This is a genomic window from Chrysanthemum yellows phytoplasma (assembly GCF_000803325.1).
GTDB classification, from domain to species: Bacteria; Bacillota_I; Bacilli_A; order Acholeplasmatales; family Acholeplasmataceae; genus Phytoplasma; species Phytoplasma asteris.
Genome location: NZ_JSWH01000107.1, coordinates 1 through 22099 on the forward strand (window position 1 = coordinate 1; position 22099 = coordinate 22099).

The 22099-nt window shown below is 32.3% G+C and carries 39 protein-coding genes; all 39 read left to right on the forward strand.

The features are described 5' to 3' along the window. The first annotated feature begins 299 nt into the window (after positions 1 to 299). On the forward strand, positions 300 to 638 hold the full coding sequence (gene rpsJ / locus OL66_RS02080; RefSeq protein WP_034172271.1) for a 30S ribosomal protein S10: 339 nt from the start codon (positions 300 to 302) through the stop codon (positions 636 to 638). A 180-nt stretch (positions 639 to 818) separates the two neighbouring features. Next, on the forward strand, positions 819 to 1484 hold the full coding sequence (gene rplC / locus OL66_RS02085; RefSeq protein ID WP_034172272.1) for a 50S ribosomal protein L3: 666 nt from the start codon (positions 819 to 821) through the stop codon (positions 1482 to 1484). Beyond that, a complete protein-coding gene (gene rplD / locus OL66_RS02090) occupies positions 1471 to 2094 on the forward strand; it encodes a 50S ribosomal protein L4 (RefSeq protein WP_034172273.1) in 624 nt (207 codons plus the stop codon). The genes rplC and rplD overlap by 14 nt, the downstream gene beginning before the upstream one ends. Then, the gene (gene rplW / locus OL66_RS02095; RefSeq protein ID WP_011160577.1) at positions 2094 to 2384 is read left to right on the forward strand and encodes a 50S ribosomal protein L23; all 291 of its coding nucleotides are present in this window, start codon (positions 2094 to 2096) and stop codon (positions 2382 to 2384) included. Before rplD ends, rplW begins: the two co-directional genes overlap by 1 nt. 59 nt (positions 2385 to 2443) lie before the next feature. Then, the gene (rplB, locus tag OL66_RS02100) at positions 2444 to 3274 is read left to right on the forward strand and encodes a 50S ribosomal protein L2 (RefSeq protein ID WP_034172274.1); all 831 of its coding nucleotides are present in this window, start codon (positions 2444 to 2446) and stop codon (positions 3272 to 3274) included. Between the two features lie 12 nt (positions 3275 to 3286). Further along, the gene (rpsS, locus tag OL66_RS02105) at positions 3287 to 3568 is read left to right on the forward strand and encodes a 30S ribosomal protein S19 (protein WP_011160579.1); all 282 of its coding nucleotides are present in this window, start codon (positions 3287 to 3289) and stop codon (positions 3566 to 3568) included. Positions 3569 to 3588: 20 nt separating this feature from the next. Then, positions 3589 to 3978 carry a 50S ribosomal protein L22 gene (rplV, locus tag OL66_RS02110; RefSeq protein WP_024563686.1) on the forward strand — a complete coding sequence of 130 codons (390 nt, stop codon included), beginning with the start codon at positions 3589 to 3591 and terminating at the stop codon, positions 3976 to 3978. Further along, positions 3962 to 4720 carry a 30S ribosomal protein S3 gene (gene rpsC / locus OL66_RS02115; protein ID WP_011160581.1) on the forward strand — a complete coding sequence of 253 codons (759 nt, stop codon included), beginning with the start codon at positions 3962 to 3964 and terminating at the stop codon, positions 4718 to 4720. The genes rplV and rpsC overlap by 17 nt, the downstream gene beginning before the upstream one ends. After that, complete coding sequence (gene rplP / locus OL66_RS02120; protein WP_034172275.1) at positions 4698 to 5120, forward strand: 50S ribosomal protein L16; 423 nt, start codon at positions 4698 to 4700, stop codon at positions 5118 to 5120. The genes rpsC and rplP overlap by 23 nt, the downstream gene beginning before the upstream one ends. After that, positions 5117 to 5437, forward strand: coding sequence for a 50S ribosomal protein L29 (gene rpmC, locus OL66_RS04550; protein ID WP_034172276.1), 321 nt, complete (start codon positions 5117 to 5119; stop codon positions 5435 to 5437). Before rplP ends, rpmC begins: the two co-directional genes overlap by 4 nt. Further along, complete coding sequence (gene rpsQ / locus OL66_RS02130; RefSeq protein ID WP_011160584.1) at positions 5437 to 5700, forward strand: 30S ribosomal protein S17; 264 nt, start codon at positions 5437 to 5439, stop codon at positions 5698 to 5700. Before rpmC ends, rpsQ begins: the two co-directional genes overlap by 1 nt. A 12-nt stretch (positions 5701 to 5712) precedes the next feature. After that, on the forward strand, positions 5713 to 6075 hold the full coding sequence (gene rplN, locus OL66_RS02135; protein WP_011160585.1) for a 50S ribosomal protein L14: 363 nt from the start codon (positions 5713 to 5715) through the stop codon (positions 6073 to 6075). Between the two features lie 12 nt (positions 6076 to 6087). Continuing rightward, positions 6088 to 6435 (forward strand): 50S ribosomal protein L24, encoded by a 348-nt coding sequence (gene rplX, locus OL66_RS02140; RefSeq protein ID WP_034172277.1) that lies wholly within the window; start codon positions 6088 to 6090, stop codon positions 6433 to 6435. Positions 6436 to 6456: 21 nt separating this feature from the next. After that, entirely contained in the window at positions 6457 to 6996 is a 540-nt protein-coding gene (gene rplE, locus OL66_RS02145; RefSeq protein ID WP_034172278.1) for a 50S ribosomal protein L5, read from the forward strand. Positions 6997 to 7010: 14 nt separating this feature from the next. Then, positions 7011 to 7280, forward strand: coding sequence for a 30S ribosomal protein S14 (gene rpsN, locus OL66_RS02150; RefSeq protein ID WP_011160588.1), 270 nt, complete (start codon positions 7011 to 7013; stop codon positions 7278 to 7280). A 21-nt stretch (positions 7281 to 7301) separates the two neighbouring features. Next, positions 7302 to 7694: a 30S ribosomal protein S8 gene (gene rpsH / locus OL66_RS02155; RefSeq protein WP_011160589.1), complete on the forward strand. Its 393-nt coding sequence runs from the start codon at positions 7302 to 7304 to the stop codon at positions 7692 to 7694. 46 nt (positions 7695 to 7740) lie between these two features. Then, positions 7741 to 8295 carry a 50S ribosomal protein L6 gene (gene rplF / locus OL66_RS02160; RefSeq protein ID WP_011160590.1) on the forward strand — a complete coding sequence of 185 codons (555 nt, stop codon included), beginning with the start codon at positions 7741 to 7743 and terminating at the stop codon, positions 8293 to 8295. Between the two features lie 9 nt (positions 8296 to 8304). Beyond that, entirely contained in the window at positions 8305 to 8658 is a 354-nt protein-coding gene (gene rplR, locus OL66_RS02165) for a 50S ribosomal protein L18 (RefSeq protein WP_011160591.1), read from the forward strand. Positions 8659 to 8672: 14 nt separating this feature from the next. Next, complete coding sequence (gene rpsE / locus OL66_RS02170) at positions 8673 to 9188, forward strand: 30S ribosomal protein S5 (RefSeq protein WP_011160592.1); 516 nt, start codon at positions 8673 to 8675, stop codon at positions 9186 to 9188. Beyond that, the gene (gene rpmD, locus OL66_RS02175) at positions 9185 to 9382 is read left to right on the forward strand and encodes a 50S ribosomal protein L30 (protein WP_011160593.1); all 198 of its coding nucleotides are present in this window, start codon (positions 9185 to 9187) and stop codon (positions 9380 to 9382) included. The genes rpsE and rpmD overlap by 4 nt, the downstream gene beginning before the upstream one ends. Then, a complete protein-coding gene (rplO, locus tag OL66_RS02180; RefSeq protein ID WP_041624699.1) occupies positions 9382 to 9819 on the forward strand; it encodes a 50S ribosomal protein L15 in 438 nt (145 codons plus the stop codon). Before rpmD ends, rplO begins: the two co-directional genes overlap by 1 nt. Positions 9820 to 9821: 2 nt before the next feature. Beyond that, complete coding sequence (secY, locus tag OL66_RS02185; protein ID WP_034172280.1) at positions 9822 to 11063, forward strand: preprotein translocase subunit SecY; 1242 nt, start codon at positions 9822 to 9824, stop codon at positions 11061 to 11063. Positions 11064 to 11081: 18 nt separating this feature from the next. Beyond that, positions 11082 to 11735, forward strand: coding sequence for an adenylate kinase (locus OL66_RS02190; RefSeq protein WP_034172281.1), 654 nt, complete (start codon positions 11082 to 11084; stop codon positions 11733 to 11735). Next, positions 11732 to 12475, forward strand: a complete 744-nt coding sequence (gene map / locus OL66_RS02195; protein WP_034172282.1) for a type I methionyl aminopeptidase — start codon at positions 11732 to 11734, stop codon at positions 12473 to 12475. Before OL66_RS02190 ends, map begins: the two co-directional genes overlap by 4 nt. Before the next feature lie 75 nt (positions 12476 to 12550). Beyond that, entirely contained in the window at positions 12551 to 12787 is a 237-nt protein-coding gene (infA, locus tag OL66_RS02200; protein WP_011160598.1) for a translation initiation factor IF-1, read from the forward strand. A 12-nt stretch (positions 12788 to 12799) separates the two neighbouring features. Then, positions 12800 to 12916: a 50S ribosomal protein L36 gene (gene rpmJ, locus OL66_RS02205; RefSeq protein WP_011160599.1), complete on the forward strand. Its 117-nt coding sequence runs from the start codon at positions 12800 to 12802 to the stop codon at positions 12914 to 12916. A 12-nt stretch (positions 12917 to 12928) separates the two neighbouring features. Further along, on the forward strand, positions 12929 to 13294 hold the full coding sequence (rpsM, locus tag OL66_RS02210) for a 30S ribosomal protein S13 (protein ID WP_011160600.1): 366 nt from the start codon (positions 12929 to 12931) through the stop codon (positions 13292 to 13294). 41 nt (positions 13295 to 13335) lie between these two features. Beyond that, a complete protein-coding gene (gene rpsK / locus OL66_RS02215; RefSeq protein WP_034172283.1) occupies positions 13336 to 13722 on the forward strand; it encodes a 30S ribosomal protein S11 in 387 nt (128 codons plus the stop codon). A gap of 30 nt (positions 13723 to 13752) precedes the next feature. Beyond that, positions 13753 to 14745 carry a DNA-directed RNA polymerase subunit alpha gene (locus tag OL66_RS02220; RefSeq protein ID WP_034172284.1) on the forward strand — a complete coding sequence of 331 codons (993 nt, stop codon included), beginning with the start codon at positions 13753 to 13755 and terminating at the stop codon, positions 14743 to 14745. A gap of 43 nt (positions 14746 to 14788) precedes the next feature. Further along, positions 14789 to 15145 carry a 50S ribosomal protein L17 gene (rplQ, locus tag OL66_RS02225; RefSeq protein WP_034172285.1) on the forward strand — a complete coding sequence of 119 codons (357 nt, stop codon included), beginning with the start codon at positions 14789 to 14791 and terminating at the stop codon, positions 15143 to 15145. A 172-nt stretch (positions 15146 to 15317) separates the two neighbouring features. Further along, positions 15318 to 16049 carry a tRNA pseudouridine(38-40) synthase TruA gene (truA, locus tag OL66_RS02230; protein WP_034172286.1) on the forward strand — a complete coding sequence of 244 codons (732 nt, stop codon included), beginning with the start codon at positions 15318 to 15320 and terminating at the stop codon, positions 16047 to 16049. A 47-nt stretch (positions 16050 to 16096) separates the two neighbouring features. After that, a complete protein-coding gene (gene tmk, locus OL66_RS02235) occupies positions 16097 to 16720 on the forward strand; it encodes a dTMP kinase (protein ID WP_034172287.1) in 624 nt (207 codons plus the stop codon). Beyond that, positions 16717 to 17706 (forward strand): DNA polymerase III subunit delta', encoded by a 990-nt coding sequence (locus tag OL66_RS02240; protein WP_034172288.1) that lies wholly within the window; start codon positions 16717 to 16719, stop codon positions 17704 to 17706. Before tmk ends, OL66_RS02240 begins: the two co-directional genes overlap by 4 nt. 81 nt (positions 17707 to 17787) lie before the next feature. Next, positions 17788 to 18645, forward strand: a complete 858-nt coding sequence (gene rsmI / locus OL66_RS02245; protein WP_034172289.1) for a 16S rRNA (cytidine(1402)-2'-O)-methyltransferase — start codon at positions 17788 to 17790, stop codon at positions 18643 to 18645. 85 nt (positions 18646 to 18730) lie between these two features. Continuing rightward, the gene (metG, locus tag OL66_RS02250) at positions 18731 to 20293 is read left to right on the forward strand and encodes a methionine--tRNA ligase (RefSeq protein ID WP_034172290.1); all 1563 of its coding nucleotides are present in this window, start codon (positions 18731 to 18733) and stop codon (positions 20291 to 20293) included. A gap of 237 nt (positions 20294 to 20530) precedes the next feature. Beyond that, entirely contained in the window at positions 20531 to 20653 is a 123-nt protein-coding gene (locus OL66_RS04480; RefSeq protein ID WP_274518120.1) for a hypothetical protein, read from the forward strand. Between the two features lie 156 nt (positions 20654 to 20809). Next, a complete protein-coding gene (locus tag OL66_RS03620) occupies positions 20810 to 21403 on the forward strand; it encodes an ATP-binding protein (protein ID WP_052177944.1) in 594 nt (197 codons plus the stop codon). Then, positions 21384 to 21776, forward strand: a complete 393-nt coding sequence (locus tag OL66_RS03625; protein ID WP_052177945.1) for a hypothetical protein — start codon at positions 21384 to 21386, stop codon at positions 21774 to 21776. Before OL66_RS03620 ends, OL66_RS03625 begins: the two co-directional genes overlap by 20 nt. A 76-nt stretch (positions 21777 to 21852) precedes the next feature. Then, a partial coding sequence (locus tag OL66_RS02260; RefSeq protein WP_034172291.1) for a hypothetical protein occupies positions 21853 to 22099 on the forward strand: 247 nt, incomplete at its 3' end.

Sequence of the window (22099 nt, forward strand, 5' to 3'; positions counted from 1 at the left end):
TTATTGTATTTTTTAACAAAAAAAATCCAAAATAAATAAATCTTTTCACCATTTTACTTATTTGAAACAGCTTTTTTTATTTTAAAAAACATTATTAATTAATTTTTTAACTTTTGTAATTAAAATGACTTGCAATAAAATCTTTTTTAAGGTATAATAAAAAGGCTTGTTTTAAATATTTTTTCTTTTAATCCAAAAAACAAAACACCAATGTCAGTTGTCTAAGAAAAAAATTATTTAAGCAAAATATTTATCTAATAGGCAATATTTTCAAACATTTCTAAAAAAGGAGAATATAAGTGAACAAAAAAGAAAAAGAAATTATCAAAATAATTCTAAGAGCCTACGACCATCATTTAATTGATCAAGCAGCTAAAAAAATTATTGATATTGTCACTAAAACAGGAGCAAATATTGAAGGTCCAATACCTCTTCCTACCAGAAAAGAATTATTTACTGTTTTGCGTTCCCCTTTCGTTAACAAAGATTCAAGAGAACAATTTGAACGACGCACTCACAAACGTTTAATTCAAATTATCAATCCTAATAAAAAAACAATTGAATCTTTAATGCACATTAGTTTGCCACCTGCAATTGATATTTTGTTAAAAAAAACCAATAGCAAAAGCAAAATTTAGGCACTATTCATTTTAATATGAATAAATATTTACTTTTTTATAACCATTTCATTTAAATCATTTCATTTGGTTGAATCACAATCACAATTGCAATTACAATTTCAATCAACTTTTGAAAATCACTTTAAAAAAACTTTTTACAAACTTTAAACCAAAATTAAAAAAAGAAAGAGGAAGGACATGGCTCAAGGAATCTTAGGTAAAAAAATAGGAATGACTCAAGTTTTTAACGAACAAGGAGAATTAGTTCCAGTAACAATAGTAGATGTTGCACCTAACGTTGTTTTACAACAAAAAAACGTTGACCAAGACGGCTATCAAGCTACTCAAATAGGTTTTTGCGACAAAAGAGAAAAAAACACTTCTAAACCTATGTTAGGAAATTTTAAAAAAGCAACTACTGCCCCTAAGCGCTTCATTAAAGAAATTAATTTTAGTTCGGATGTCAATTCAAACCTAGCTAATTTAGCAGTAGGCGCCCTAATCACAAACGATTTATTTCAAGTAGGTGATTTAGTTGATGTAACAGGAACTTCCAAAGGTAAAGGTTTTGCTGGTTCTATTAAGAGACACAATCAAAGCAGAGGTCCTGAAAGTCACGGGTCTCGTTATCACCGTCGTCCAGGTTCAATGGGCCCTATTAAAGGTAAATTAAAAGGTAAAAAACTACCAGGACACATGGGACACGAAACTGTTACTATCCAAAATTTAGCTATTCTTTCGGTTGATACTGAAAAAAACTTATTCTTAATAAAAGGCAATGTCCCAGGACCTAATAAAGGTTTTGTAATTATCAAATCTGCTGTAAAAAAATTGACAAAGGAGCAAACGCATGCCAAAAATTAATATTCTTAATCAACAAGGCGACTTCGTTTCTGAAAAGGTTTTAGCAACTACTGTTTTTGACATTAAACCTAATCAACAAGTTTTATACGACGTTGTAAATGCTCAAAGAGCTGCAATGCGTCAAGGCACACATGCTACCAAAACTCGCGCTTTAGTTGCTGGTGGAGGTAAAAAACCATGGAGACAAAAAGGAACTGGTCGTGCTCGTCATGGCTCTATTCGTTCTCCTTTATGGCGTGGTGGTGGAGTTACTTTTGGACCGTCCCCAAGAGATTATTCTGTTAAAGTAAACCAAAAAGTACGTAGTCTGGCTCTAAAATCAGCTTTATCACTCCAAGCTAAAAATAATCAATTAGTAGTTGTAGACAACATTAATTTAGCAACTCATAAAACTAAAGATTTCCAACAAATGTTACAAAAATTAAACATCACTTCCAAATCCTTAATTGTAGTTACTCAAATGACAGAACAATTAGCTTTGGCTTCTCGCAATCTATCTTATATTACTTTAGCTCCAGCTTCTCATGCAAGTGTTTATCAAATCCTTAATTGCAAACAATTAGTCCTAACTGCTGCTGCTGTTAACTATTTTGAAGAGGTTTTAAAATAATGAATAAATACTATGATTTAGTTAAAGCACCAATCATTACTGAATTAACTAATAAATTGATCGAAAGACAAAATAAATACACTTTTAAAGTTGCCAAAACAGCTAATAAAGTAGAAATTAAAAAAGCTTTAGAAAGCATTTTTCAAGTAAAAGTTTTATCAGTTAACACTCGCAACGTTTTACCACAATTCAAAAGAAAAGGTAAATTCGAAGGCTATACTTCGGGTTATAAAAAAGCTATTTGTAAAGTAGCTCCGGGACAAAAAATCGAAATCCTTGCTAACGAATAAACTCAAACCCAACCAAAACAACGATTAACGATTAAAAAAATACAAGGCAGGTATAAATTATGGCAATTAAAAAATATAAGCCTACTACAAATGGATGTCGTAATATGAGTGTTTCTGCTTTTTCAGAAATCACCACTCAAACTCCTGAAAAAAGATTATTGGTATCTCATAAAGACCAAGCCGGACGCAACAACCAAGGTAAAATTACAGTAAGACATCGTGGCGGCGGCGTTAAAAGAAAATACCGTTTAATTGATTTTAAAAGAAACAAAGATAACATTGTTGGCAAAGTAGCTACCATTGAATACGATCCAAACCGCAGTGCTAACATCGCTTTAATTCACTATTTAGACGGCGAAAAAAGATACATTCTTGCTCCTAAAGGACTTACAGTAGGGATGCAAATTGTCTCTGGTAAAGAAGCAGATATTAAAGTTGCCAATTGCCTTTCTTTAATGAATATTCCAGTAGGAACCACTGTTCATAACATCGAATTAAAACCAGGTAAAGGCGGACAAATTGCTCGTAGTGCTGGTTCTTTTTGTCAAATTATTAGTAGAGAAGACAAATACGTGCTATTACGTCTTCAATCAGGCGAAGTTCGCAAAGTTCTTGGAACTTGTCGTGCTACTATTGGAGAGATCGGCAACGAATCTTATAAACTAATTAATTACGGTAAAGCAGGCAAAAAACGTTTCTTAGGAATAAGACCAACAGTAAGAGGTTCTGCGATGAACCCGAACGATCACCCTCATGGCGGTGGTGAAGGTAGAGCTCCTATTGGACGCAAATCACCAATGACACCTTGGGGCAAAAAAGCTCGTGGGGTCAAAACTCGTGACCGTAAAAAAGCATCTAATGCTTTAATTATTAGACGTCGTACAAAATAAGGAGTTGTTAATATGCCACGTTCAGTTAAAAAAGGACCTATTGTTGCTAGCCATCTATTAGCAAAAATAGAAAAACAAAAAAACTTAAAAAACAAAAAAGTGATCCAAACTTGGTCACGCAGTTCTACAATCACACCTATTTTTGTAGGACACAAAATCGCTGTTTATAACGGACGCGAACACATTCCAGTCTACATTACAGAAAACATGGTAGGACATAAGTTAGGTGAATTTTCCCCTACACGTACTTACCGCGGACACAACAAAAAAGACAAAAAAATCCAAAAAAAATAAAATAATGGGAAGGAATAACTATGGAAACCAAAAACGCCAAAGCGATTGCTAGAAAAGTTTCAATCGCCCCTCGAAAAGCACGTTTAGTTGTTGATTTAATTCGAGGAAAAAATATTGCACAAGCTCAAGCCATTTTAACTTTTACCCCTAAAGTAGCTGCTCCCGTTATTTTAAAACTTTTAAACAGTGCTGTTTCCAATGCTGTTAATAATTTAAAATTAAACCGCGAACAACTTTATGTTAAAGAAGTTTTTGTCAACGAAGGTTTGCGTTTAAAACGTATGTTTCCAAGAGCTAAAGGTTCTGGTGATATGATTAAAAAAAGAACCAGCCACATTACTTTAGTAATAACTTCTAGCACAAACTTGCAAACATCAAAGGAGGAAGAACAAAGTGGGTCAAAAAACTAATCCTAACGGCTTAAGATTAGGCATTATTAGAACTTGGGAATCTCAATGGTGTGTTAATGATAAAGAAATTCCTAATTTAATTAAAGAAGATTTTTTAATTCGTAAACTAATCAATAATTTTACTAAAAAAAGTGCTATCAGTCAAATTGACATTGAACGCCTAAAAGAAAAAAATAAAAACCGTATCACTATTTCTGTCCACACCGCTAAACCAGGCGTTATTATTGGAAAAGATGGCGATACACGCAACAAATTAGTTGCCAAACTCAAAGAACTTACCCAAAAAGACGTTAATCTTAACGTGTTAGAAGTTAAAAACTCTGATAAAATCGCTTTATTAATTGCTCAAAATATGGCTGAACAACTAGAAAATCGTATGTTTTTCCGCCGTGTTCAAAAAATGGCAATCCAAAAAGCCCTAAAAGCTGGTGCCAAAGGAGTAAAAACTTTAATTTCTGGTCGTTTGGGTGGTGCTGAAATAGCTCGTAGCGAAGGACATGCCGAAGGCAGAGTTCCTCTACACACTCTAAGAGCAGACATCGATTACGCTGCTGTTGAAGCTCACACTACTTATGGAGTTTTAGGAATTAAAGTATGGATTTTCCACGGTGAAGTTTTACCAGGACAAACCATTCTAGACACTAGAAAACCGTTTGCTTCCCAATCTTCTAACACTCCTAACAGACGCCCTCGCAATTTCAAAGGAGGCAACAATAATCATGTTAATGCCAAAAAGAACTAAATATCGTCGTCCTCACCGCGTTAGTTTTGAAGGAAAATCAAAAGGTAAAAACGTTATTGCCAACGGAAACCACGCTTTGGTTGCCAAAGAAGGTGCTTTTATCACTAACAAACAAATTGAAGCCGCTCGTATTGCAATGACACGTTACATGAAAAGAACAGGAAAAGTGTGGATCAACATTTTCCCACATCTATCCTTAACTAAAAAACCTTTAGAAGTAAGAATGGGTTCTGGTAAAGGTTCTCCTGAAGAAAGGGTAGCTGTGGTAAAAACAGGTAAAGTTTTGTTCGAAGTTAAAGACACCACTAATTCTTCCAAAGTAGAAATGGAAGCTTTAAGACTTGCGTCTCACAAACTACCGATTAAAACTAAAATCGTTAAAAAAGGTGCTGAAGTATGAAAACTCAAGAAATTTTAAAATTAAATCCAGAAGAATTAGAAAACAAAGTAGACAAGTTAAAACAAGAACTGTTTGATTTGCGTTTTCAATTAGCTTTAGGCAAACTCACTAACACTGCCAAAATCAAAAAGCTTAAAAAAACCATTGCTCGCATCAAAACAATCCTAACCCAAAAAAGCAATCAACAAACAGCCACTACTCCAACTTTTGTCACTTCCACTGCCAAACCTGTTTTATCAAATCAAAGCCCAACCCCACAACCAACTACCCCTGATTTAGATGACACTGTAGAAACTATCAAGGAGGAGCAACAATAATGCAACGCAATTTTAGAAAAACTTTCGTAGGTAAAGTAGTTTCAGATAAAATGGATAAAACCATTACTGTTATTGTTGATATTTACAAAAAAGACCCTTTATATGGCAAAAGAGTGAAACAATCGAAAAAATTCCACGTCCATGATGAAAATCAAGAAGCCAAACCAGGCGATTTAGTTAATTTTATGGAAACAAGACCTCTTTCTAAAACTAAAAGATTTCGATTATTCAAAATTCTTTCCCATGCAAAGAGCGCAAAGTAAGGAGATTTTGATATGATTCAACGAGAAAGTCGTTTAGTTGTAGTTGACAACAGCGGTGCTAAAGAAGTTTTAGTTATTGGTATTTTAGGAGGCACTCGTCGTAGTCATGTAAATATCGGAGATATTGTATTAGTAACTGTTAAATCAGGTTCTGGTACAGTTAAAAAACATGACGTTCTAAAAGCTGTCATTGTACGCACCAAAAAAGGTCTAAGACGTAAAAATGGCTCTTACATTAAATTTGACGACAATGCTGTAGTACTTTTAAAAGAAGATTTAAATATTATTGGCACCCGTATTTTTGGTCCAGTAGTTAGAGAATTGAGTGATAAGAAATTTTCCAAAATAGTTTCTTTAGCCCAATTAGTTTTGTAAGGAGACAACTCAATGCGTATTAAAGTAGGAGAAACAGTAGCTATTTTAGCTGGCAAAGATCGTTTTGTAACAGACGAATCAGGTAAAAAAATGACTAAAACAGGCAAAGTATTAAAAGTTTTTGCCAAAACTCAAAAAATTATTGTTGAAGGTGTCAACATCAAAATCAAACACCAACCCCCTTCCCAAAACGAAGAAAAGGGCACCATCGTTAAACAAGAAGCTCCCATTCATGTTTCTAATGTAGCTTTAGTTTGCCCCCAAACACAAACTCCCACTAAAGTAGGAATTCGCATACAATCAGGTAAAAAAGTTCGTTATGCTAAAAAATCAAATCAAACATTAGACGAAAAAAATTAAGGAGGCTTTGCATCAATGTCAATGAAAAAAGAAAATACTCTAGACTATTCCAAAATCACTGCCACCTTAATGGAAACTTTTAATTATAAATCCGTTATGCAAGTCCCAAAAGTAGAAAAAGTTGTCATCAATATGGGCGTAGGCGATGCTATTTTTAATGTTAAAGTTTTGGATGATGTAGTAGAAGAATTAAAATTATTAAGCGGACAAAGCCCTGTTATCACTAAAGCCAAAAAAGCTATTTCTAATTTCAAATTACGTGAAGGCATGCCAATTGGAGCTAAAGTGACTTTAAGAGGAGCCCGCAAAGAGGCGTTTTTATGCAAACTAACTCGTTTAGTTTTCCCCCGCGTAAGAGATTTTAGAGGCATTTCTGGTAAATCTTTTGACGGCAGAGGCAATTACGCTCTAGGATTAAAAGAACAAATCGTTTTTCCAGAAATTAATATCGACAAAGTTAAAAAAATTCGTGGCATGGATATCATCATTGTAACTACTGCCAAAAATAACACTCAAGCCAAAAAGCTTTTAGAGCTTTATGGTATGCCGTTTAAAAATTAAAGGAACTATTACTTATGGCTAAAAAATCCAAAATCGTAAAAGATCAAAAACAAAGAGAGCTAGTTTTAAAATATGCCAAACTACGCTTAGAACTTAAAAAAAAAGCTGACTATGCTGGGTTGTCTCAAATTCCTGCCAAAGCATCACCTGTACGTTTAAAAAACAGAGATTCTATTGATGGAAGACCACGCGGATACATTCGTAAATTCGGCATTTCCCGCATTAATTTTAGGCAGTTAGCTCATCAAGGTAAATTACCTGGAGTCAGAAAAACTAGTTGGTAAAGGTAAAAAGGAGGCTCAAACATGGTTATGACAGACCCTATTGCAGATATGCTGACACGCATTCGTAATGCCAATCAAATGTCACATTTAAAAGTGTTAGTACCTGCTTCTAAGTTAAAATTAGAAATTTTAGCAGTTTTAAAAAAAGAAGGTTTTATTAAAGATTTTTATCTACCTCAGTCATCTCGCGAAATAATTATTAGTTTGAAATATGCTCCCAACAAAGAAAGAGTTATTAAAGGCTTAAAAAGAGTTTCCAAACCAGGACTTAGAGTTTATGCATCAGCAGAACAAATTCCTAAAGTGCTCAACGGTTTAGGAGTTGCTTTGGTTTCTACTTCTAAAGGAATTCTAACAGATGCTCAAGCTCGCCTTTCTCAAGTTGGTGGCGAAGTTTTAGCTTATATTTGGTAATTAATTGCCAAATCAAAAGTAGTTAAAGGAGATAAAGGAGAAAATTATGTCACGCGTAGGAAACAAAGCAATTGAAGTCCCTAATGCGGTTAAAGTTGATATCAAAGATAGAAATTTTATCTCAGTTGAAGGCCCTAAAGGCAAATTAGAATATCAATTCAATCACAGATTAACAATCACTAATGAAAACAAAGTCATCACAGTAAAACGCCCTAATGATGAAATTTTTATGAAAAAAATTCACGGCACCACTAGAGCCTTACTTTCCAATATGGTAGAAGGCGTAAGCAAAGGCTTTCAAAAAACCTTAAAAATTGTAGGGTTAGCTTATCGTGCTCAAATTAAAGATAAACAACTAATTTTATCTTTGGGTTTTTCTCATCCTGTAAGCGTTGCCATTCCTGATAATCTAGAAGTGGTAGTTAACCAAAACACAGAAATTGTTATCAAAGGAATTGACAAACAACTTGTCGGCGAATTTGCTGCCAAAAACGTAAAACTACGTAAACCAGAACCTTACAAAGGTAAAGGAATCCGCTACGTAGGACAATACGTTAGACAAAAAGCTGGGAAAAGCGCTAAAAAAACAAGAAAGGACTAAAAATAAGTTATGATAACAAAACAATCCTCTAACGTGCTTCGTAAAAAACGTCATCTTCGCCTTAGAAAAATTGTTTCAGGCACATCACAAAGACCACGTTTAAATGTTTTTAGATCTAATAAATTTCTTTATGTGCAAATAATTGATGACACCCAACAAACAACTCTATGCAGCGCTAATAGCAAAGAATCCAATGTTTTGGGATCCAACATCAAAGCCGCTGAAGCAGTAGGCGCTCTTATCGCTAAAAAAGCCTTAGCCCAAGGCATTAAAAATGTTGTTTTTGATAGATCAGGGTATTTGTATCACGGCAAAATCAAAGCCTTAGCTGATGCTTGTCGTAAATCAGGCTTACAGTTTTAAAGGAGAAAAGCAAAATGAAAGCAATAAAGAAAGAATTTAACAAAAAAGCCCCTCTTTTAGAAGAAAAAGTTGTTAAAATTAATCGTATTACTAAAGTAGTTAAAGGCGGTGCTCGTTTTCGTTTTTCTGCTTTGGTAGTTGTTGGCGATAAAAAAGGGCAAATTGGTTTCGCCACCGCTAAAGCTAAAGAAATTGTAGAAGCTATTAAAAAAGCTTTAGAAAAAGCCAAAAAACAATTAGTTCGCATTCCTATTACAGGAACTACTATTCCTCATGACACTATTGGACGTTTTGGAGCGTCTAAGTTTTTTTTAAAACCAGCTTCCAAAGGAACTGGAATTGTTGCTGGAGGAAAAGCTGCTAGAACTATTTTAGAATTAGTAGGCATTAATGATGTTCTTACTAAAACTTTTGGTTCACGCACCTCTATTAACGTAATAAGAGCAGTAATGGATGGATTACAAAGTTTACGCACTAAAGAAGAAGTAGCTAAATTAAGAGGCATCACTTTAGCGAAAAAAGAACAATGAAATTAAAAATTACTCTTACCAAAAGCCTTATTGCTTGTCGTGTTAATCAAATTAAAACCGCTCACTGTCTAGGTTTGAAAAAAATTAACAATCAAGTTATTAAAGATGACACTCCAGCCATCCATGGAATGATTAAAACCATCAGTCATCTTGTTGTAGTTGAAAAAGTTTCTGATACAAAGGAGCAAAAATAATGTTACACACACTAAAACCGGTGACTAATGCTCGTAAATCCACTAAACGTTTAGGACGTGGACCTGGTAGTGGCACTGGTAAAACTTCTGGTAAAGGACACAAAGGACAATTAGCACGTTCAGGAAAAACTTTGCGTCCCGGCTTTGAAGGCGGACAAATCCCTTTTTTTCAAAGAATTCCTAAAAGAGGATTTCACAACTTTGCCCAAAAAAGATACGCCCTTCTTAACCTTAAAACTCTAGAAAACTTTCCTCAAGATACCGTTGTTACTCCTCAATTATTGTTAGAAAAAAAAATAATTAAAGACCAATTATGTGGTATTAAAGTTTTGGCGCAAGGAACTCTCACTAAAAAATTAGTCGTAAAAGCTTCAAAATTCTCCAAACAAGCTCAAGCAGCCATTTTAGCAGTTGGTGGAAATATAGAGGTAATTTAAAGATGAAACGTCAATTAAAATTAGTTTTAGGCAATCGTAAATTAATGTTTCAAATCTTTTTTACCTTATTTATTATTTCTATTGTTTGTTTAGGAACTTCTTGGCCTCTTCCTTTTATTAATACTAAATCCCTTGATTTGTCCAAACTTTTTGGGGTTTTTTCCATAAATGCTGGTACTCTTTTTGGATTGGGAATCACTCCTTACATCACTGCTTCCATTGTAGTGCAATTTTTGCAAAAACTTCTTCCTATTTGTCGCGAATGGAAAGACCAAGGACAAATGGGCAAACGCAAACTTAATCTTTTAACACGTAGTCTTGCCTTATTGTTTGCTTTTGGGCAATCTTTTGCTTTTTTGAACAGTTATTCAAAACTTTTTGTCACATCAATAAGTACAAGCCAACTGTTTTTGTTAGCTTTAATTGCTACTGCAGGAGTTGCTATTTTAATTTGGTTTGCTGACCTTATCAATTCCAAAGGTATTGGAAACGGGACTTCTATTTTAATTGTTGTTTCGATGAGCCACAGCCTAATTAATCTATTTGTAAATCTGAACGAATCATATTTATCTCAAAACAATTTTTTAACTTTGAAAACTTTTAATTTTGCATGTATTGTTCTTTTACTTCTCTTATTTTTAATTTTTACTGTAGTTGTGCAAATAACATCTTTAAAAATACCTATCAATTATGCGCGCAATCAAGTGCAAGGGAAAAGCTACATTCCATTAAAAATTAATAGTGCAGGAGTTATGCCAGTTATTTTGGCATCTGCTTTATTGCAACCTTTCCAGATGTTAGCAGGAGTTATTGGGAATACAAAATTTACAGAATTAGTAGATTTTTTTGCCAAAACTAACTTTCCTGAAAACCAAATTAACTTTTTTGCCATAGGCTTTTTAGTCTTGTTAGTAATTGTTTTTTCTTTCTTTTCTGCTTTTATGAATGTCAATCCTGAAGATATTTCAGAACATTTATCCAAACAAGATGCCTATATTGCAGGTTTAAGACCAGGTGAACAAACTACTCGTTATTTAGCTAATACCTTATTTAAAATCACTGTTTTAGGAACTGTTTTTATTGCTGCTCTTGTTGTAACACCTATTCTTATGGAACATTTTTTAGGTTTGAAAGATATGAAATTAGGAGGAACCAGTTTGCTTATTATTGTTAGTGTAGCCCTTGAAACTATCCAACGCATCAAAGCTACTGCCAACAAAAAAGAATATCAAAAATTATTTTAATTAAGCAAACAAGACAATATGATACTAATATTATTAGGACCGCCCGGAATTGGTAAAGGGACTCAAGCTTCTGTTTTATCAGATATTTTAAAAATTAACCACATTGCAACAGGCGATATTTTTCGTAAAAATTTTAAAGAAAATACTGAATTAGGCATTTTAAGTAAAAAATTTATTGCTCAAGGACTTTTAGTTCCTGACGACATTACTAACCAAATGATAGCTGATTACTTGTCTAAGGACATCGCTACTAAAGATTTTTTATTAGACGGTTTTCCCCGCAATGTTTTGCAAGCTCGTTTTTTGGATGATTTTTTCAAAAACTCTCATTTATTTTTAACTAAAGTCATCTATTTTAACGCTGGCACCCAAGATTTAATGAAAAGAATTGTAGGACGCAGAATTTGTCCCGAATGTGGTAAGGTTTATCACATCGAAAACATTCCTCCCAAAACTCCAGGTATTTGTGACAAAGACCAAAAAACCTTAATTCAAAGAGAAGATGACAAACCAGAAACCTTCCTTAAACGCCTCAAAGTGTTTAATCAAGAAACATTGCCATTAGTGCAATATTATCGCGAACAAAATCAACTTTTTGAAGTAGATGGTATGCAAAACATCGACCAAGTTACTAAAATGATTTTAGAAGTTTTAGAAACAGACCGCAAATGATTTCCATCAAAACTCCTCATGAAATTGCTATCATGAAACAAGCAGGAAAAATCATTAACGAAGCCCACAGATTGCTTGCTTCCTTTGTTATTCCAGGAATGTCAACTTTTGATCTAGATTTATTAGCTAAGAATTTTTATCAAAAAAAAAGTGTTATTTCTGCTTTTAAAGGTTACAACGGATTTCCCAAACATATTTGTGCCTCAGTTAATGAAGTGGTAGTTCACGGCATTCCTTCCAAAAAAACCATCCTTAAACAAGGTGATATCATTACCTTAGATTTAGGAATTAACTATCAAGGTTATTATGTTGATTGTGCTTATTCTTATGCTGTAGGAACTGTTTGCCAAACTACTCAAAACTTGCTTGCACTTACTCAAAAAGCCTTATTTCAAGGTCTTTTGCAAATTAAACCCCAAAATCATTTTTCTGACATTTCTCATGCCATTGAACTTTTTGCCAAAAACAATAATTTAGGCATCGTAGAAGAATTTACCGGACATGGTATTGGTACATCTTTGCACGAAGAACCCTATATTCCTAATTTTGGCAAACCCCACGAAGGCGCAATCCTACAACCAGGAATGACTTTTTGTGTAGAACCAATGCTTACTTTAGGAAATCCCGAAATTGCTATTTTGCAAGATAATTGGACTGTAGTTACCACAGACAAAAGTCTAAGTGCTCATTTTGAACACACAGTTTTAGTAACTCCTACAGGATACGAAATACTTGCATAATATGTTTTTCATTTTACCAAATTACATCACAACCACCCCCAAACCCAGAAATCAAAATTAAAGGAATCACTTTGAATGTCAAAAAACAATTTAAACGAAACTGAATCCAAAATTGAAATCGAAGCTAAAGTTGTTGAATTATTATCAAATGATAAATTTAAAGTAGAGCTTCCAAATAAAAAAACGATTATCGCTTATGTTTCTGGTAAAATACGTATCAACAACATACGCATTTTACCTGGTGATAAAGTAAGAATTGAATTATCACCATACGACCCTACACGAGCACGAATCACTTATCGTTTTAAGTAAGGAGAAAAGATTATGAAAGTTAGAGCTTCAGTTAAAAAACGCAGTGAAGATGATATCATTGTTCGTCGTAAAGGACGCATTTATGTTATCAATAAAAAAAATCGTAGACACAATCAAAGACAAGGATAAAAGGAGATATTTATGGCGCGAATTGCAGGAATAGATATTCCAAGCGACAAAAGAGTAGTAATTGCACTAACTTATATTTATGGTTTAGGCAATAAATTATCTCATAAAATTTTAAACGAGTTAAACATTGACCAAAATATTAGAGTTAAAAATTTAACCGAACAGCAATTATCAGCTTTACGTAGTGAAATTACTAAATACAACGTAGAAGGCGACCTAAGACGTGAAGTTACTTTAAATATTAAACGTTTAATGGAAATTGGAGCTTACAGAGGGCTACGCCACCGTAAAGGATTGCCTGTAAGAGGACAAAAAACCAGAAACAATGCTCACACTGTTAAAGGTAAACCTAAAGCAATTGCTGGTAAGAAAAAATAATAAAATTAACTAAATAATAAAAATAATAAAGGAGAAAGGCATTGGCAAGAAAAAAAACTACCAAACGCAAAGTTAAAAAAAATGTTCCTTTAGGAATTGCACATATTCATACCACTTTTAACAACACTATCGTTACTATCACTGATCTTAACGGTAATGCTGTTACTTGGAGTAGTGCAGGTGCTTTGGGTTTTAAAGGAAGTCGTAAATCAACTCCCTTTGCAGCACAATTAGCCGCTGAAGCAGTTGCCAAAGCAGCGATGGAACACGGAATGGTTAAAGTAGAAACTTTCATTACAGGACCAGGTCCCGGAAGAGAAGCAGCTATCCGTTCTTTGCAAGCAACAGGATTAGAAATTACTGCTATTAAAGATGTTACTGCAGTACCACATAATGGTTGTCGACCGCCAAAACCTCCTAGAGGATAATAATCTTGTTCGACATTTCAAGGAGTAATTATGAAAAATATTAAATTTATTAAACCTTTTTTTGTTGAAGAAATTGATGAAAATCCCATTTCTGGGAAATTCATCATTAAACCTTTAGAAAGAGGATACGGCATTACTGTAGGAAACGCTCTAAGAAGAGTTTTGTTATCTTCTTTGCCTGGTACTGCTATTGTAAATGTTAAAATTCAAGGAGTAGAACAAGAATTTACCACTATTCCTGGCGTTTATGAAGATGTCATGACAATTATTTTAAATTTAAAAAAAATTGTTTTTGCCGTAGACGACGAATCAGATGATTTTGAAGAAAAACTAGAACTAATTGCCAAAGGACCACAACGCCTAACCGCTTCTTCTTTCGAACTGCCTGCAGGAGTTAAAATCATCAACCCCGATCATTACATTACCACTCTTTCTGATGATGTTTGCTTTCATATGACAGTTACCCTTAAAAAAGGCATTGGTTATGTTGGCGCCAAAGACAACAAAGTTCACGGCGAAAATCAAGTAGGCGTTATTGCAATTGATTCTTTATTTACTCCTGTTGTCAATGTTTCTTATCAAGTAGAAAAAAAATTAGGCAACAAAGACGAATTAACTATTGAAATTACCACTAACGGCGCTCTTTTAGCTAAAGAAGCTTTAGCAACTGCAGCTAGCATTTTAGTAGATCATTTTAATGTTTTAGTAGAATTAAGCCAAAAACCTGCTCATGTAGAATTTGTTTCTGAATCTAAAAAAGAAGCTCACAATTACGTACTAGATTTAGAAATTGAACAACTAGATTTATCTGTAAGGCTTTTTAACAGTCTTAAAAGAGCAGGGATTGACACAGTTGCTGCTTTAGTAAAATTAAGTGAAAAAGAAGTTGTCAAACTTAAAAGCTTAGGACGAAAATCTTTCCAAGAATTAAAAGATAAATTTTTAGAATACGGTTTAGAATTCAATGATTATCTTAAAGAAGTTTTGCATCACAGCGTTGAAGAAGACAAAGACAAACATTAAAACTAAAAAACACATTAGAAAATAGAAAGGACAGATAAATTTTATGCCTTTTAGCAAATTAGGACGCAATAAATCTCAAAGAAGAGCTTTGTTAAGAACTTTAATGACTGATTTAATTGTGCAAGAAAAAATTATGATAACTGAATCCAAAGCTAAAGAATTACAAAAATTAGCTGATAAAATGGTTACTTTATCTAAAAAAAATACTTTGCATACTAGACGCCAAGCCAAAAGACATCTTTTTGATGAAAAAATCAACGATGACACTACAGTTTTGCAAAAACTATTTAAAGATATCTCATCTAAATATCTTGATCGTCCAGGTGGATATACTAGAGTTATTAAAACTGTTCCTCGTCGTGGTGATGGTGCTCCAATGGCAATTATTGCTTTTGTTTAATAACAATTAACCGAGCATTTTTAGGTTCTTGCTCAAAAAACTTAAATTATCAAAACCTTCTTATCTTAAGGATTAAGGAGGTTTTTTTTAATATTAACCCCTTTTTTCTTCACTCCTTATTTCCCATTTTAAATTCTTAATAAATATTTTGTAGTTACACAAGGAGGCATTTTTGCAACACTTTTTTTATAAATTAATTTTAAGCTATGATGGCACTTGTTATTATGGATATCAAAAACAACCTCAAAAAATAACCGTTCAACAAACTTTTGAAAAAGCTTTAAAAAAAATGACCCATCAAAACATCCCTAATTTTGCAGCTAGTAGAACCGATAAAGGAGTCCATTCCCAAGGGCAAACCCTCCATTTCCAAACCACTTTTTTTCTAAAACCCACACATTTCCAAAAAACTCTTAATTATTTTTTGCCTCCTGATATTAGAGTTAGACAAATGAACTTTGCCACTCCTAATTTTCATGCTCGTTATTCAGCGAAATCAAAAATTTATCAATATGTTTTTTCCAAAAAACCTCTCAACGCTTTTAACCATCATTTTCAAATTTTTGCTGACAAACTTGATTTTGATAAAATCACCAAAGCCCTAAAATTTATTGAAGGCACCCATAATTTTTTTGCTTTTACTAGTGAGACCCAACCTAAAAATTTTTTTAAAACCATTTTTCAAGCCTTTCTCAAAGAAACTTCACACAAATATATTTTAGTTTTTCATGGAAACGGTTTTTTAAAATATATGATTCGTTTTTTGGTAGGAAGTTTAATTGAAATTGGTAAAAATAAACTTTCTTTGGAACAATTTCAAGCGATGTTATTAGGCAACACAACTAAAAAAGCCACCCTTTTGGCTCCTGCTAAAGCCTTAGTTTTAAAAAAAATTTTTTATTGATTTTGTGACAATAAATAAAAATACACAAAAAGGAGAATTTATAATAAATGTTTATTTCTTTTGAAGGTTGTGAAGGCACCGGAAAAACCACCCATTCACGTTATTTATTTGAAAAATTAAGTAAAAAATATTCGTGTTTTTTAACCAAAGAACCTGGTGGCGGTTTATTTAATGAAGTAATTAGAAATATTTTGTTGCATTCTTCTAACAAACAAATAGATTTCTACACTGAGGCTTTGTTATTTGCAGCAGATAGAGCAGAACATTTAAGCAAATTAATTATTCCTGCTTTACAACAAAACAAAATAGTTATTTGTGATCGTTATTTAGATTCGACTATAGCTTATCAAGTTTATGCTCGCGGTTTAAGTCAAGATTTTGTTTTAAATATTAATAATTTTGCTCTAAATTACATGCCCAACATTACTTTTTATCTAGATTTAGACCCTAAAATAGGCATTCAAAGAGTCAAACAATTTAGATCTAAAGAAATTAATTCGTTTGATTTGCAAAAACTGTCTTTTCATAAAAAAGTACGCAAAGGCTACCTTGACCTTTGTCAAAAAGACCAACAAAAAAGAATTTTTTTAATTGATGCAAGCAAGCCCTTGGAAAACATTTATAACATCATTGAACAAAAACTCAAAGAAGTCTTTCAAATAGAATTATGAACAAAACCCAATCTTTGTTAGCCAAATTTAACCAAATTATCCAAAATAATAAACTCGCCCATCTTTATTTAGTTGTTGGCTCCACTCTTTCCCAACAAAAATTATTTGTTTTGGGACTTGCCTATCTTATTTTCAAACCTCATGACCCTCATCTTTTGAAAAAAGATACCTTACTTAATTCGCAATACCCCAATTTTTATTATTTAACCAAACAAAACCATCTTTTTACCAAAGAACAAATTTTGCAATTTCAAAAAAACTTTTTGCAAACTTCTTTATTCGGAACCCAAAGAATTTATGTAATTGAAGAAATAGAAAAAATAACTACCCAAACTTCCAACAGTTTATTGCATTTTTTTGAAAATCCTTCCAACAACAATACTATAGGTTTTTTATTAACAAATAATTTAGAACAAGTTTTACCAACCATAGTTTCTCGTTGTCAAATTATTAATATCTCTGATACTGTGGATGCAAAATCACAAAATTTAGACTCTAAAACCAAATCCCAAATAGATGCTTTTGATTTTTCCTTAAGTAATTTAATAAATAAAAATTCCGATCAAATGGATTTATTTATTGCCAGCGATTATTATCAAAATTTTAAACAATTTTTTTTGGATTTTCTTATTCAATTCCCAAAAACAATTTCATTAAAATTAGCAGTTTTTGCCTCTCCTCTGCTTGCAAAACTTATCTCTTGTCCTCATTTTTTAAATGATTTTTTATCAGTGTTATTACGTTTTTTTTCTGATATTTTATATGAAAAAACACCTAACTCCAAAACACCCATTTATTTTTCCAAAACACAAATTTTAACAAATCCAGAATATCAAAAATACTATCAAACCCTACCCCTTCCAACCACTTTTAATATTTTAAAAATTATTCACCAAATTTACAAAAAACAAAATATATTATCTAATCAAGAAAATCTTTTCATGGCTTTGTTAATTCAATTAGAAGCCCAAAGACTTTCATTTTAAATCTTTAAAAATTTGCACCCCACTATTTAAAGCAATATAAAATTTTGCACACACCCAAACCCAACAAATAAGGTAAAAAATATGTTATTTCAACAACAAAGTTTTTTCAACGCCAAACCTACTTTATATTTGGTAGCAACTCCAATAGGCAATTTAGAAGACATCACCTTAAGAGCACTTGCCACTTTAAAAGAAGTTTTTTTAATTTTAGCAGAAGATACTAGAAGAGCCAAAAAACTTTTACACACTTATCAAATCCAAACACCTTTACTTTCTTATTATGAACACAATCAAACAAGAAGGCTACCTCAAATTTTAGAACTTTTATCACAAGGAAAAAATATTGCCTTAATTAGTGATGCAGGCACTCCTCTTATTAGTGATCCTGGGTTTTCTTTGGTTTGTGAAGTGCAAAAACATGGTTTTAATGTGGTAGCGATTCCAGGAGTATCTGCTTTTTTAACTGCTTTTATGACTTCTGCCATCCCCTCACCTTTTATCTTTTTGGCTTTTTTACCCCGTTTGTCTCAAGCTTTGGAAAAATATTTACTCCAATATAAAAACGCCTCAGAAAGTCTTGTTATTTACGAATCTCCTCATAGAATTAAAAAGACTTTACTTTTAATACATAAATTATATGGTAATAGAAAAATTTCTTTAGCGCGCGAATTGACTAAAAAATTCGAAACCATTATCAATGGCAATCTTGACTCTATTTTAGAATTTGATTTAATTAATAAGGGCGAATATGTCATTGTTGTTGCAGGCAACCCCAACCCCAACGAACATTTGCTTGCTCTAAGCATAAACGATCACGTTCTTTTTTACCTTAAATTAGGCTTTAACGAAAAAGAGGCTTTTAGCAAAGTTGCTCAAGAAAGAAACATTAACAAAAAAGAAATTTATCACCAATACAAAATCAAAAACCCCCAATCTTGATTTGATTTCCCAAACCACATGCAGATTTTTCCCAACAACCCACAATTAAAAAATATTTTTGTCACCATTTATTTAAGGAGTTTTTATGAAAACAACCCCCAACCAAAAACCTAAATTTTTTCTTTCCACAGCAATTGCCTATGCTTCTGGCATTCCGCACATTGGAAACGTTTACGAATCTATTTTAGCTGATGCCATTGCTCGTTTCAAACGCCTAGAAGGATTTGATGTTTTGTTTCAAACAGGAACCGATGAACACGGACAAAAAATTGCTGCCAAAGCTTTGCAACAAGGCAAAAATCCCCAAGAATACGTAGACCAAATATCTTTGGAAATTAAAAGAATTTATGATTTAATGCAAGTAAGTTACGATAAATTTGCAAAAACTACCAATCCCCACCACAAACAAACAGTTCAAGCCATCTTTTACAAGTTATGGCAACAAGGAGATATTTATTTAGGAAAATATCAAGGGCTTTATTCAGTTGCTGAAGAATCTTATGTGGCTGCCAAAGATTTAATTGATGGAAAAACTTTTAATGGTGAAACTCCTATTTTAATCAGCGAAGAAACTTATTTTTTTAAGCTTTCCAAATATCAAGCCCAGTTATTGCAATATTTAGAAAACAATCCCTCCTTAATTAAACCTGATGCCCAAAGAAAAGAGCTGTTAAATTTATTAAAAGAACCATTAGCAGATTTGTCTGTTTCTAGAACTTCTTTCAAGTGGGGCATTCCCGTTCCTTTTGACCCCAAACACGTTATTTATGTTTGGATTGATGCTCTAAGCAATTATCTAACCGGACTAGACTACAATCCTACATCCAAAAATAGTCAGTTTAATCGATATTGGCCCTGTGATATGCATGTTATTGGTAAAGATATTTTAAGGTTTCACCTTATCTACTGGCCTATTTTATTGATGGCACTTGAAATTTCACTACCCAAACAGTTTTTAACCCATCCATGGATTTTGTTTGATAAAAATAAAATGTCTAAATCTAAAGGTAACGTTTTGTACGTTGATGATTTGTTAAAATATTTTCCGGTGGATTCCATTCGTTATTTTGTTCTATCAGAAATTCCTTATGCTCAAGATGGTAATATCACTTATGAATTGTTAGTAGAAAGGCACAATAGTGACCTAGCTAATGTTTTGGGAAATTTAGTTCATAGAGTTTTTGGGATGGTAAAAAGTTATCGCCAAAATAATTTATCCAAAACTTTAATTACAACTAATTTAGATCCCAAATTTGATTTATCCAAACAAGCTTTAGCAACTCTTCCTTTGGTTCTTCTCAAAATGCAAGATTGTAAAGTAGGAGATGCCTTGAAAGAAATTATGAATTTGGCTCGTTTTGCTAATAAATACATTGATTTGGTAGAACCTTGGAATTTATTTAAAAATCCTGAAAAACAACAACTATTAGACCACACACTATATTCTTTGGTAGAAACTTTAAGGTTTTTAGGAGTTTTATTGCAACCTTTTTTACCTCAAACTGCTCATAAAATTTTAACTCAACTCAAAGCCTCCGATATTACTTTTGAAAGTTTAGATACTTTCGGGCTTCTTTCAAGTCAAAAATTAGATAATTATCATATTTTATTTAATCGTTTGGAAATTGATGAAGTTTTACCTAGATAATTAAATTATTAACATACAATAATTTTATTTATTTTAATGAGTTTGCACTTTTTTGAAACTTCTTTATATTATTACATTTATATGTTCACATTTAAAATAATGAATTCATAATTAATTTTAATTTCTCGAAGAATGGGTATGGCTCCAATGATTATAATTTTAAAAAAGAACTTTTTGCGATGTTGCCTGATCCTTTTTATAATATCTTTTTGGAATTATTTTCTTTTTGCAAATTTAATGGTAAAAGGGGCAATACCCAAAAAAAATAATCCAGAAAAAGAATCCGAACAACCACAATCACAAGAAACAATTGCCAAACAAACTCCCAAAAAAAGAATAAAAAGATCTTCCAAACAATAAAACAAAACGGATTTTGAGCCAATCTCAAGTGAAACTAAATTTAATGATGTGGCAGGGATGGAATAAGAAAAACAACTTCTCCAACGTTTTATTGATTTTTTAAAAGAACCTAAAAAATATCATGAAGCAGGAGCCAAAATTCCTAAAGGAATTTTGTTGTATGGACCTCCAGGAACAGGAAAAACCTTACTTGTAAAAGCTCTTGCAGGTGAATCAGACTCATCCTTTTATGCTTTTAGTGGTACTGATTTTTTGCAAAGAATTCATGGTGATGGTGCTAAAAAAGTAAGAGATTTGTTTGAAAAAACAAAAACCCATAAAACAAGCATTATTTTTATTGATGAAATTGATTCTTTTGGTATTGCTAGAAACGATTTTAGCCAAAAAGAAAAAGAAATAACTACAGAATTATTAAATCAAATGGATGGGATTAAATCCAAAGATAATGAAAATAATGTCATTTTGATAGCTGCTACTAACAGAGTAGAATCTCTAGATTCTGCCTTGCTTCGTCCAGGACGTTTTGATTATGTAGTTAATGTTTTGCTCCCTGACCTTAAAGCAAGAAAAGCTATTTTAAAATTATGTGCTAAAGGCAAACAAATAGCTGATGAGGATATTAATTTAGAACAATTAGCCCAAGAAACCCAAGGATTAAGTGGTGCTCAACTCAAAGCCATTTTAAATGAGGCTTCAATGCTTCAAGCAGAAAAAAAACAAATAACAAGAATTGCAAAAAATTTCTTCTGAAACAATTATTCAAGCTAAAGAAAACGTTTTATTAGGGATAACAAATTCTTCCAAAACATATAATCACAAAGAAAAAGAAATTGTTGCTACTCATGCAGCTGCTAAAATAATTATCAGCAAAGTCAAAAACACTCATTTTTTAAGTTCGGTTTCTTTAATTCCACGCTCTTCTGATAAAATATTGACTTTATTTGCTAAAGAACAGACCCCTAATATTTTATTAAAAGAAACTTTAATCCAAGAAATTACCGTTCTTTTAGCAGGAAAATCTGCTGAAGAAGTGATTTGCGAAACAACTATTGATAAAGTTTGTTCTGATTTTGTTGAGGCTTTCCACAAATCCCAAGAACTAACACGTTTTTTTTGGTTATAATTCGATATCAGTTAAAGATAAAGAAGATTTACAAAGAGATATTTTAAAAAAATGTTTTTCTGATGCCAAAGCTTTAGTGAAATTAAATGAACCTTTAATTAAAGAATTGTCTCAAAAATTACAAGAACAAAATATCACTCCAATGCCACAAATTAAAGAATTTTTACAAAACAAACAAATAAAAGATATGAAAGAAATTAAAATTCAACCATTCCAACCTGCAAAAGGTTTTAACAAAACTACTATTTGGCATTTTATTTGCACTTTGCTTTTTGTCCTTTTTCTTTTATTATCAAAAATTTTAATTTTTAAAACCATTTATT

Coding starts and splice junctions, on each gene's coding strand:
- rplD (WP_034172273.1), top strand. CDS start 1,471: ATGCCAAAAATTAATATTCTTAATCAACAAGGCGACTTCGTTTCTGAA.
- rplQ (WP_034172285.1), top strand. CDS start 14,789: ATGCCTTTTAGCAAATTAGGACGCAATAAATCTCAAAGAAGAGCTTTG.
- infA (WP_011160598.1), top strand. CDS start 12,551: ATGTCAAAAAACAATTTAAACGAAACTGAATCCAAAATTGAAATCGAA.
- OL66_RS02240 (WP_034172288.1), top strand. CDS start 16,717: ATGAACAAAACCCAATCTTTGTTAGCCAAATTTAACCAAATTATCCAA.
- rpsM (WP_011160600.1), top strand. CDS start 12,929: ATGGCGCGAATTGCAGGAATAGATATTCCAAGCGACAAAAGAGTAGTA.
- rplN (WP_011160585.1), top strand. CDS start 5,713: ATGATTCAACGAGAAAGTCGTTTAGTTGTAGTTGACAACAGCGGTGCT.
- rpsQ (WP_011160584.1), top strand. CDS start 5,437: ATGCAACGCAATTTTAGAAAAACTTTCGTAGGTAAAGTAGTTTCAGAT.
- rpsN (WP_011160588.1), top strand. CDS start 7,011: ATGGCTAAAAAATCCAAAATCGTAAAAGATCAAAAACAAAGAGAGCTA.
- rpmC (WP_034172276.1), top strand. CDS start 5,117: ATGAAAACTCAAGAAATTTTAAAATTAAATCCAGAAGAATTAGAAAAC.
- rplX (WP_034172277.1), top strand. CDS start 6,088: ATGCGTATTAAAGTAGGAGAAACAGTAGCTATTTTAGCTGGCAAAGAT.
- rpsS (WP_011160579.1), top strand. CDS start 3,287: ATGCCACGTTCAGTTAAAAAAGGACCTATTGTTGCTAGCCATCTATTA.
- rsmI (WP_034172289.1), top strand. CDS start 17,788: ATGTTATTTCAACAACAAAGTTTTTTCAACGCCAAACCTACTTTATAT.
- OL66_RS04480 (WP_274518120.1), top strand. CDS start 20,531: ATGGTAAAAGGGGCAATACCCAAAAAAAATAATCCAGAAAAAGAATCC.
- map (WP_034172282.1), top strand. CDS start 11,732: ATGATTTCCATCAAAACTCCTCATGAAATTGCTATCATGAAACAAGCA.
- rplE (WP_034172278.1), top strand. CDS start 6,457: ATGAAAAAAGAAAATACTCTAGACTATTCCAAAATCACTGCCACCTTA.
- rplF (WP_011160590.1), top strand. CDS start 7,741: ATGTCACGCGTAGGAAACAAAGCAATTGAAGTCCCTAATGCGGTTAAA.
- metG (WP_034172290.1), top strand. CDS start 18,731: ATGAAAACAACCCCCAACCAAAAACCTAAATTTTTTCTTTCCACAGCA.
- rpmJ (WP_011160599.1), top strand. CDS start 12,800: ATGAAAGTTAGAGCTTCAGTTAAAAAACGCAGTGAAGATGATATCATT.
- rplO (WP_041624699.1), top strand. CDS start 9,382: ATGTTACACACACTAAAACCGGTGACTAATGCTCGTAAATCCACTAAA.
- rplR (WP_011160591.1), top strand. CDS start 8,305: ATGATAACAAAACAATCCTCTAACGTGCTTCGTAAAAAACGTCATCTT.
- rpmD (WP_011160593.1), top strand. CDS start 9,185: ATGAAATTAAAAATTACTCTTACCAAAAGCCTTATTGCTTGTCGTGTT.
- rplV (WP_024563686.1), top strand. CDS start 3,589: ATGGAAACCAAAAACGCCAAAGCGATTGCTAGAAAAGTTTCAATCGCC.
- rplW (WP_011160577.1), top strand. CDS start 2,094: ATGAATAAATACTATGATTTAGTTAAAGCACCAATCATTACTGAATTA.
- secY (WP_034172280.1), top strand. CDS start 9,822: ATGAAACGTCAATTAAAATTAGTTTTAGGCAATCGTAAATTAATGTTT.
- rplC (WP_034172272.1), top strand. CDS start 819: ATGGCTCAAGGAATCTTAGGTAAAAAAATAGGAATGACTCAAGTTTTT.
- rpsH (WP_011160589.1), top strand. CDS start 7,302: ATGGTTATGACAGACCCTATTGCAGATATGCTGACACGCATTCGTAAT.
- rplP (WP_034172275.1), top strand. CDS start 4,698: ATGTTAATGCCAAAAAGAACTAAATATCGTCGTCCTCACCGCGTTAGT.
- OL66_RS02220 (WP_034172284.1), top strand. CDS start 13,753: ATGAAAAATATTAAATTTATTAAACCTTTTTTTGTTGAAGAAATTGAT.
- OL66_RS02190 (WP_034172281.1), top strand. CDS start 11,082: ATGATACTAATATTATTAGGACCGCCCGGAATTGGTAAAGGGACTCAA.
- rplB (WP_034172274.1), top strand. CDS start 2,444: ATGGCAATTAAAAAATATAAGCCTACTACAAATGGATGTCGTAATATG.
- rpsE (WP_011160592.1), top strand. CDS start 8,673: ATGAAAGCAATAAAGAAAGAATTTAACAAAAAAGCCCCTCTTTTAGAA.
- tmk (WP_034172287.1), top strand. CDS start 16,097: ATGTTTATTTCTTTTGAAGGTTGTGAAGGCACCGGAAAAACCACCCAT.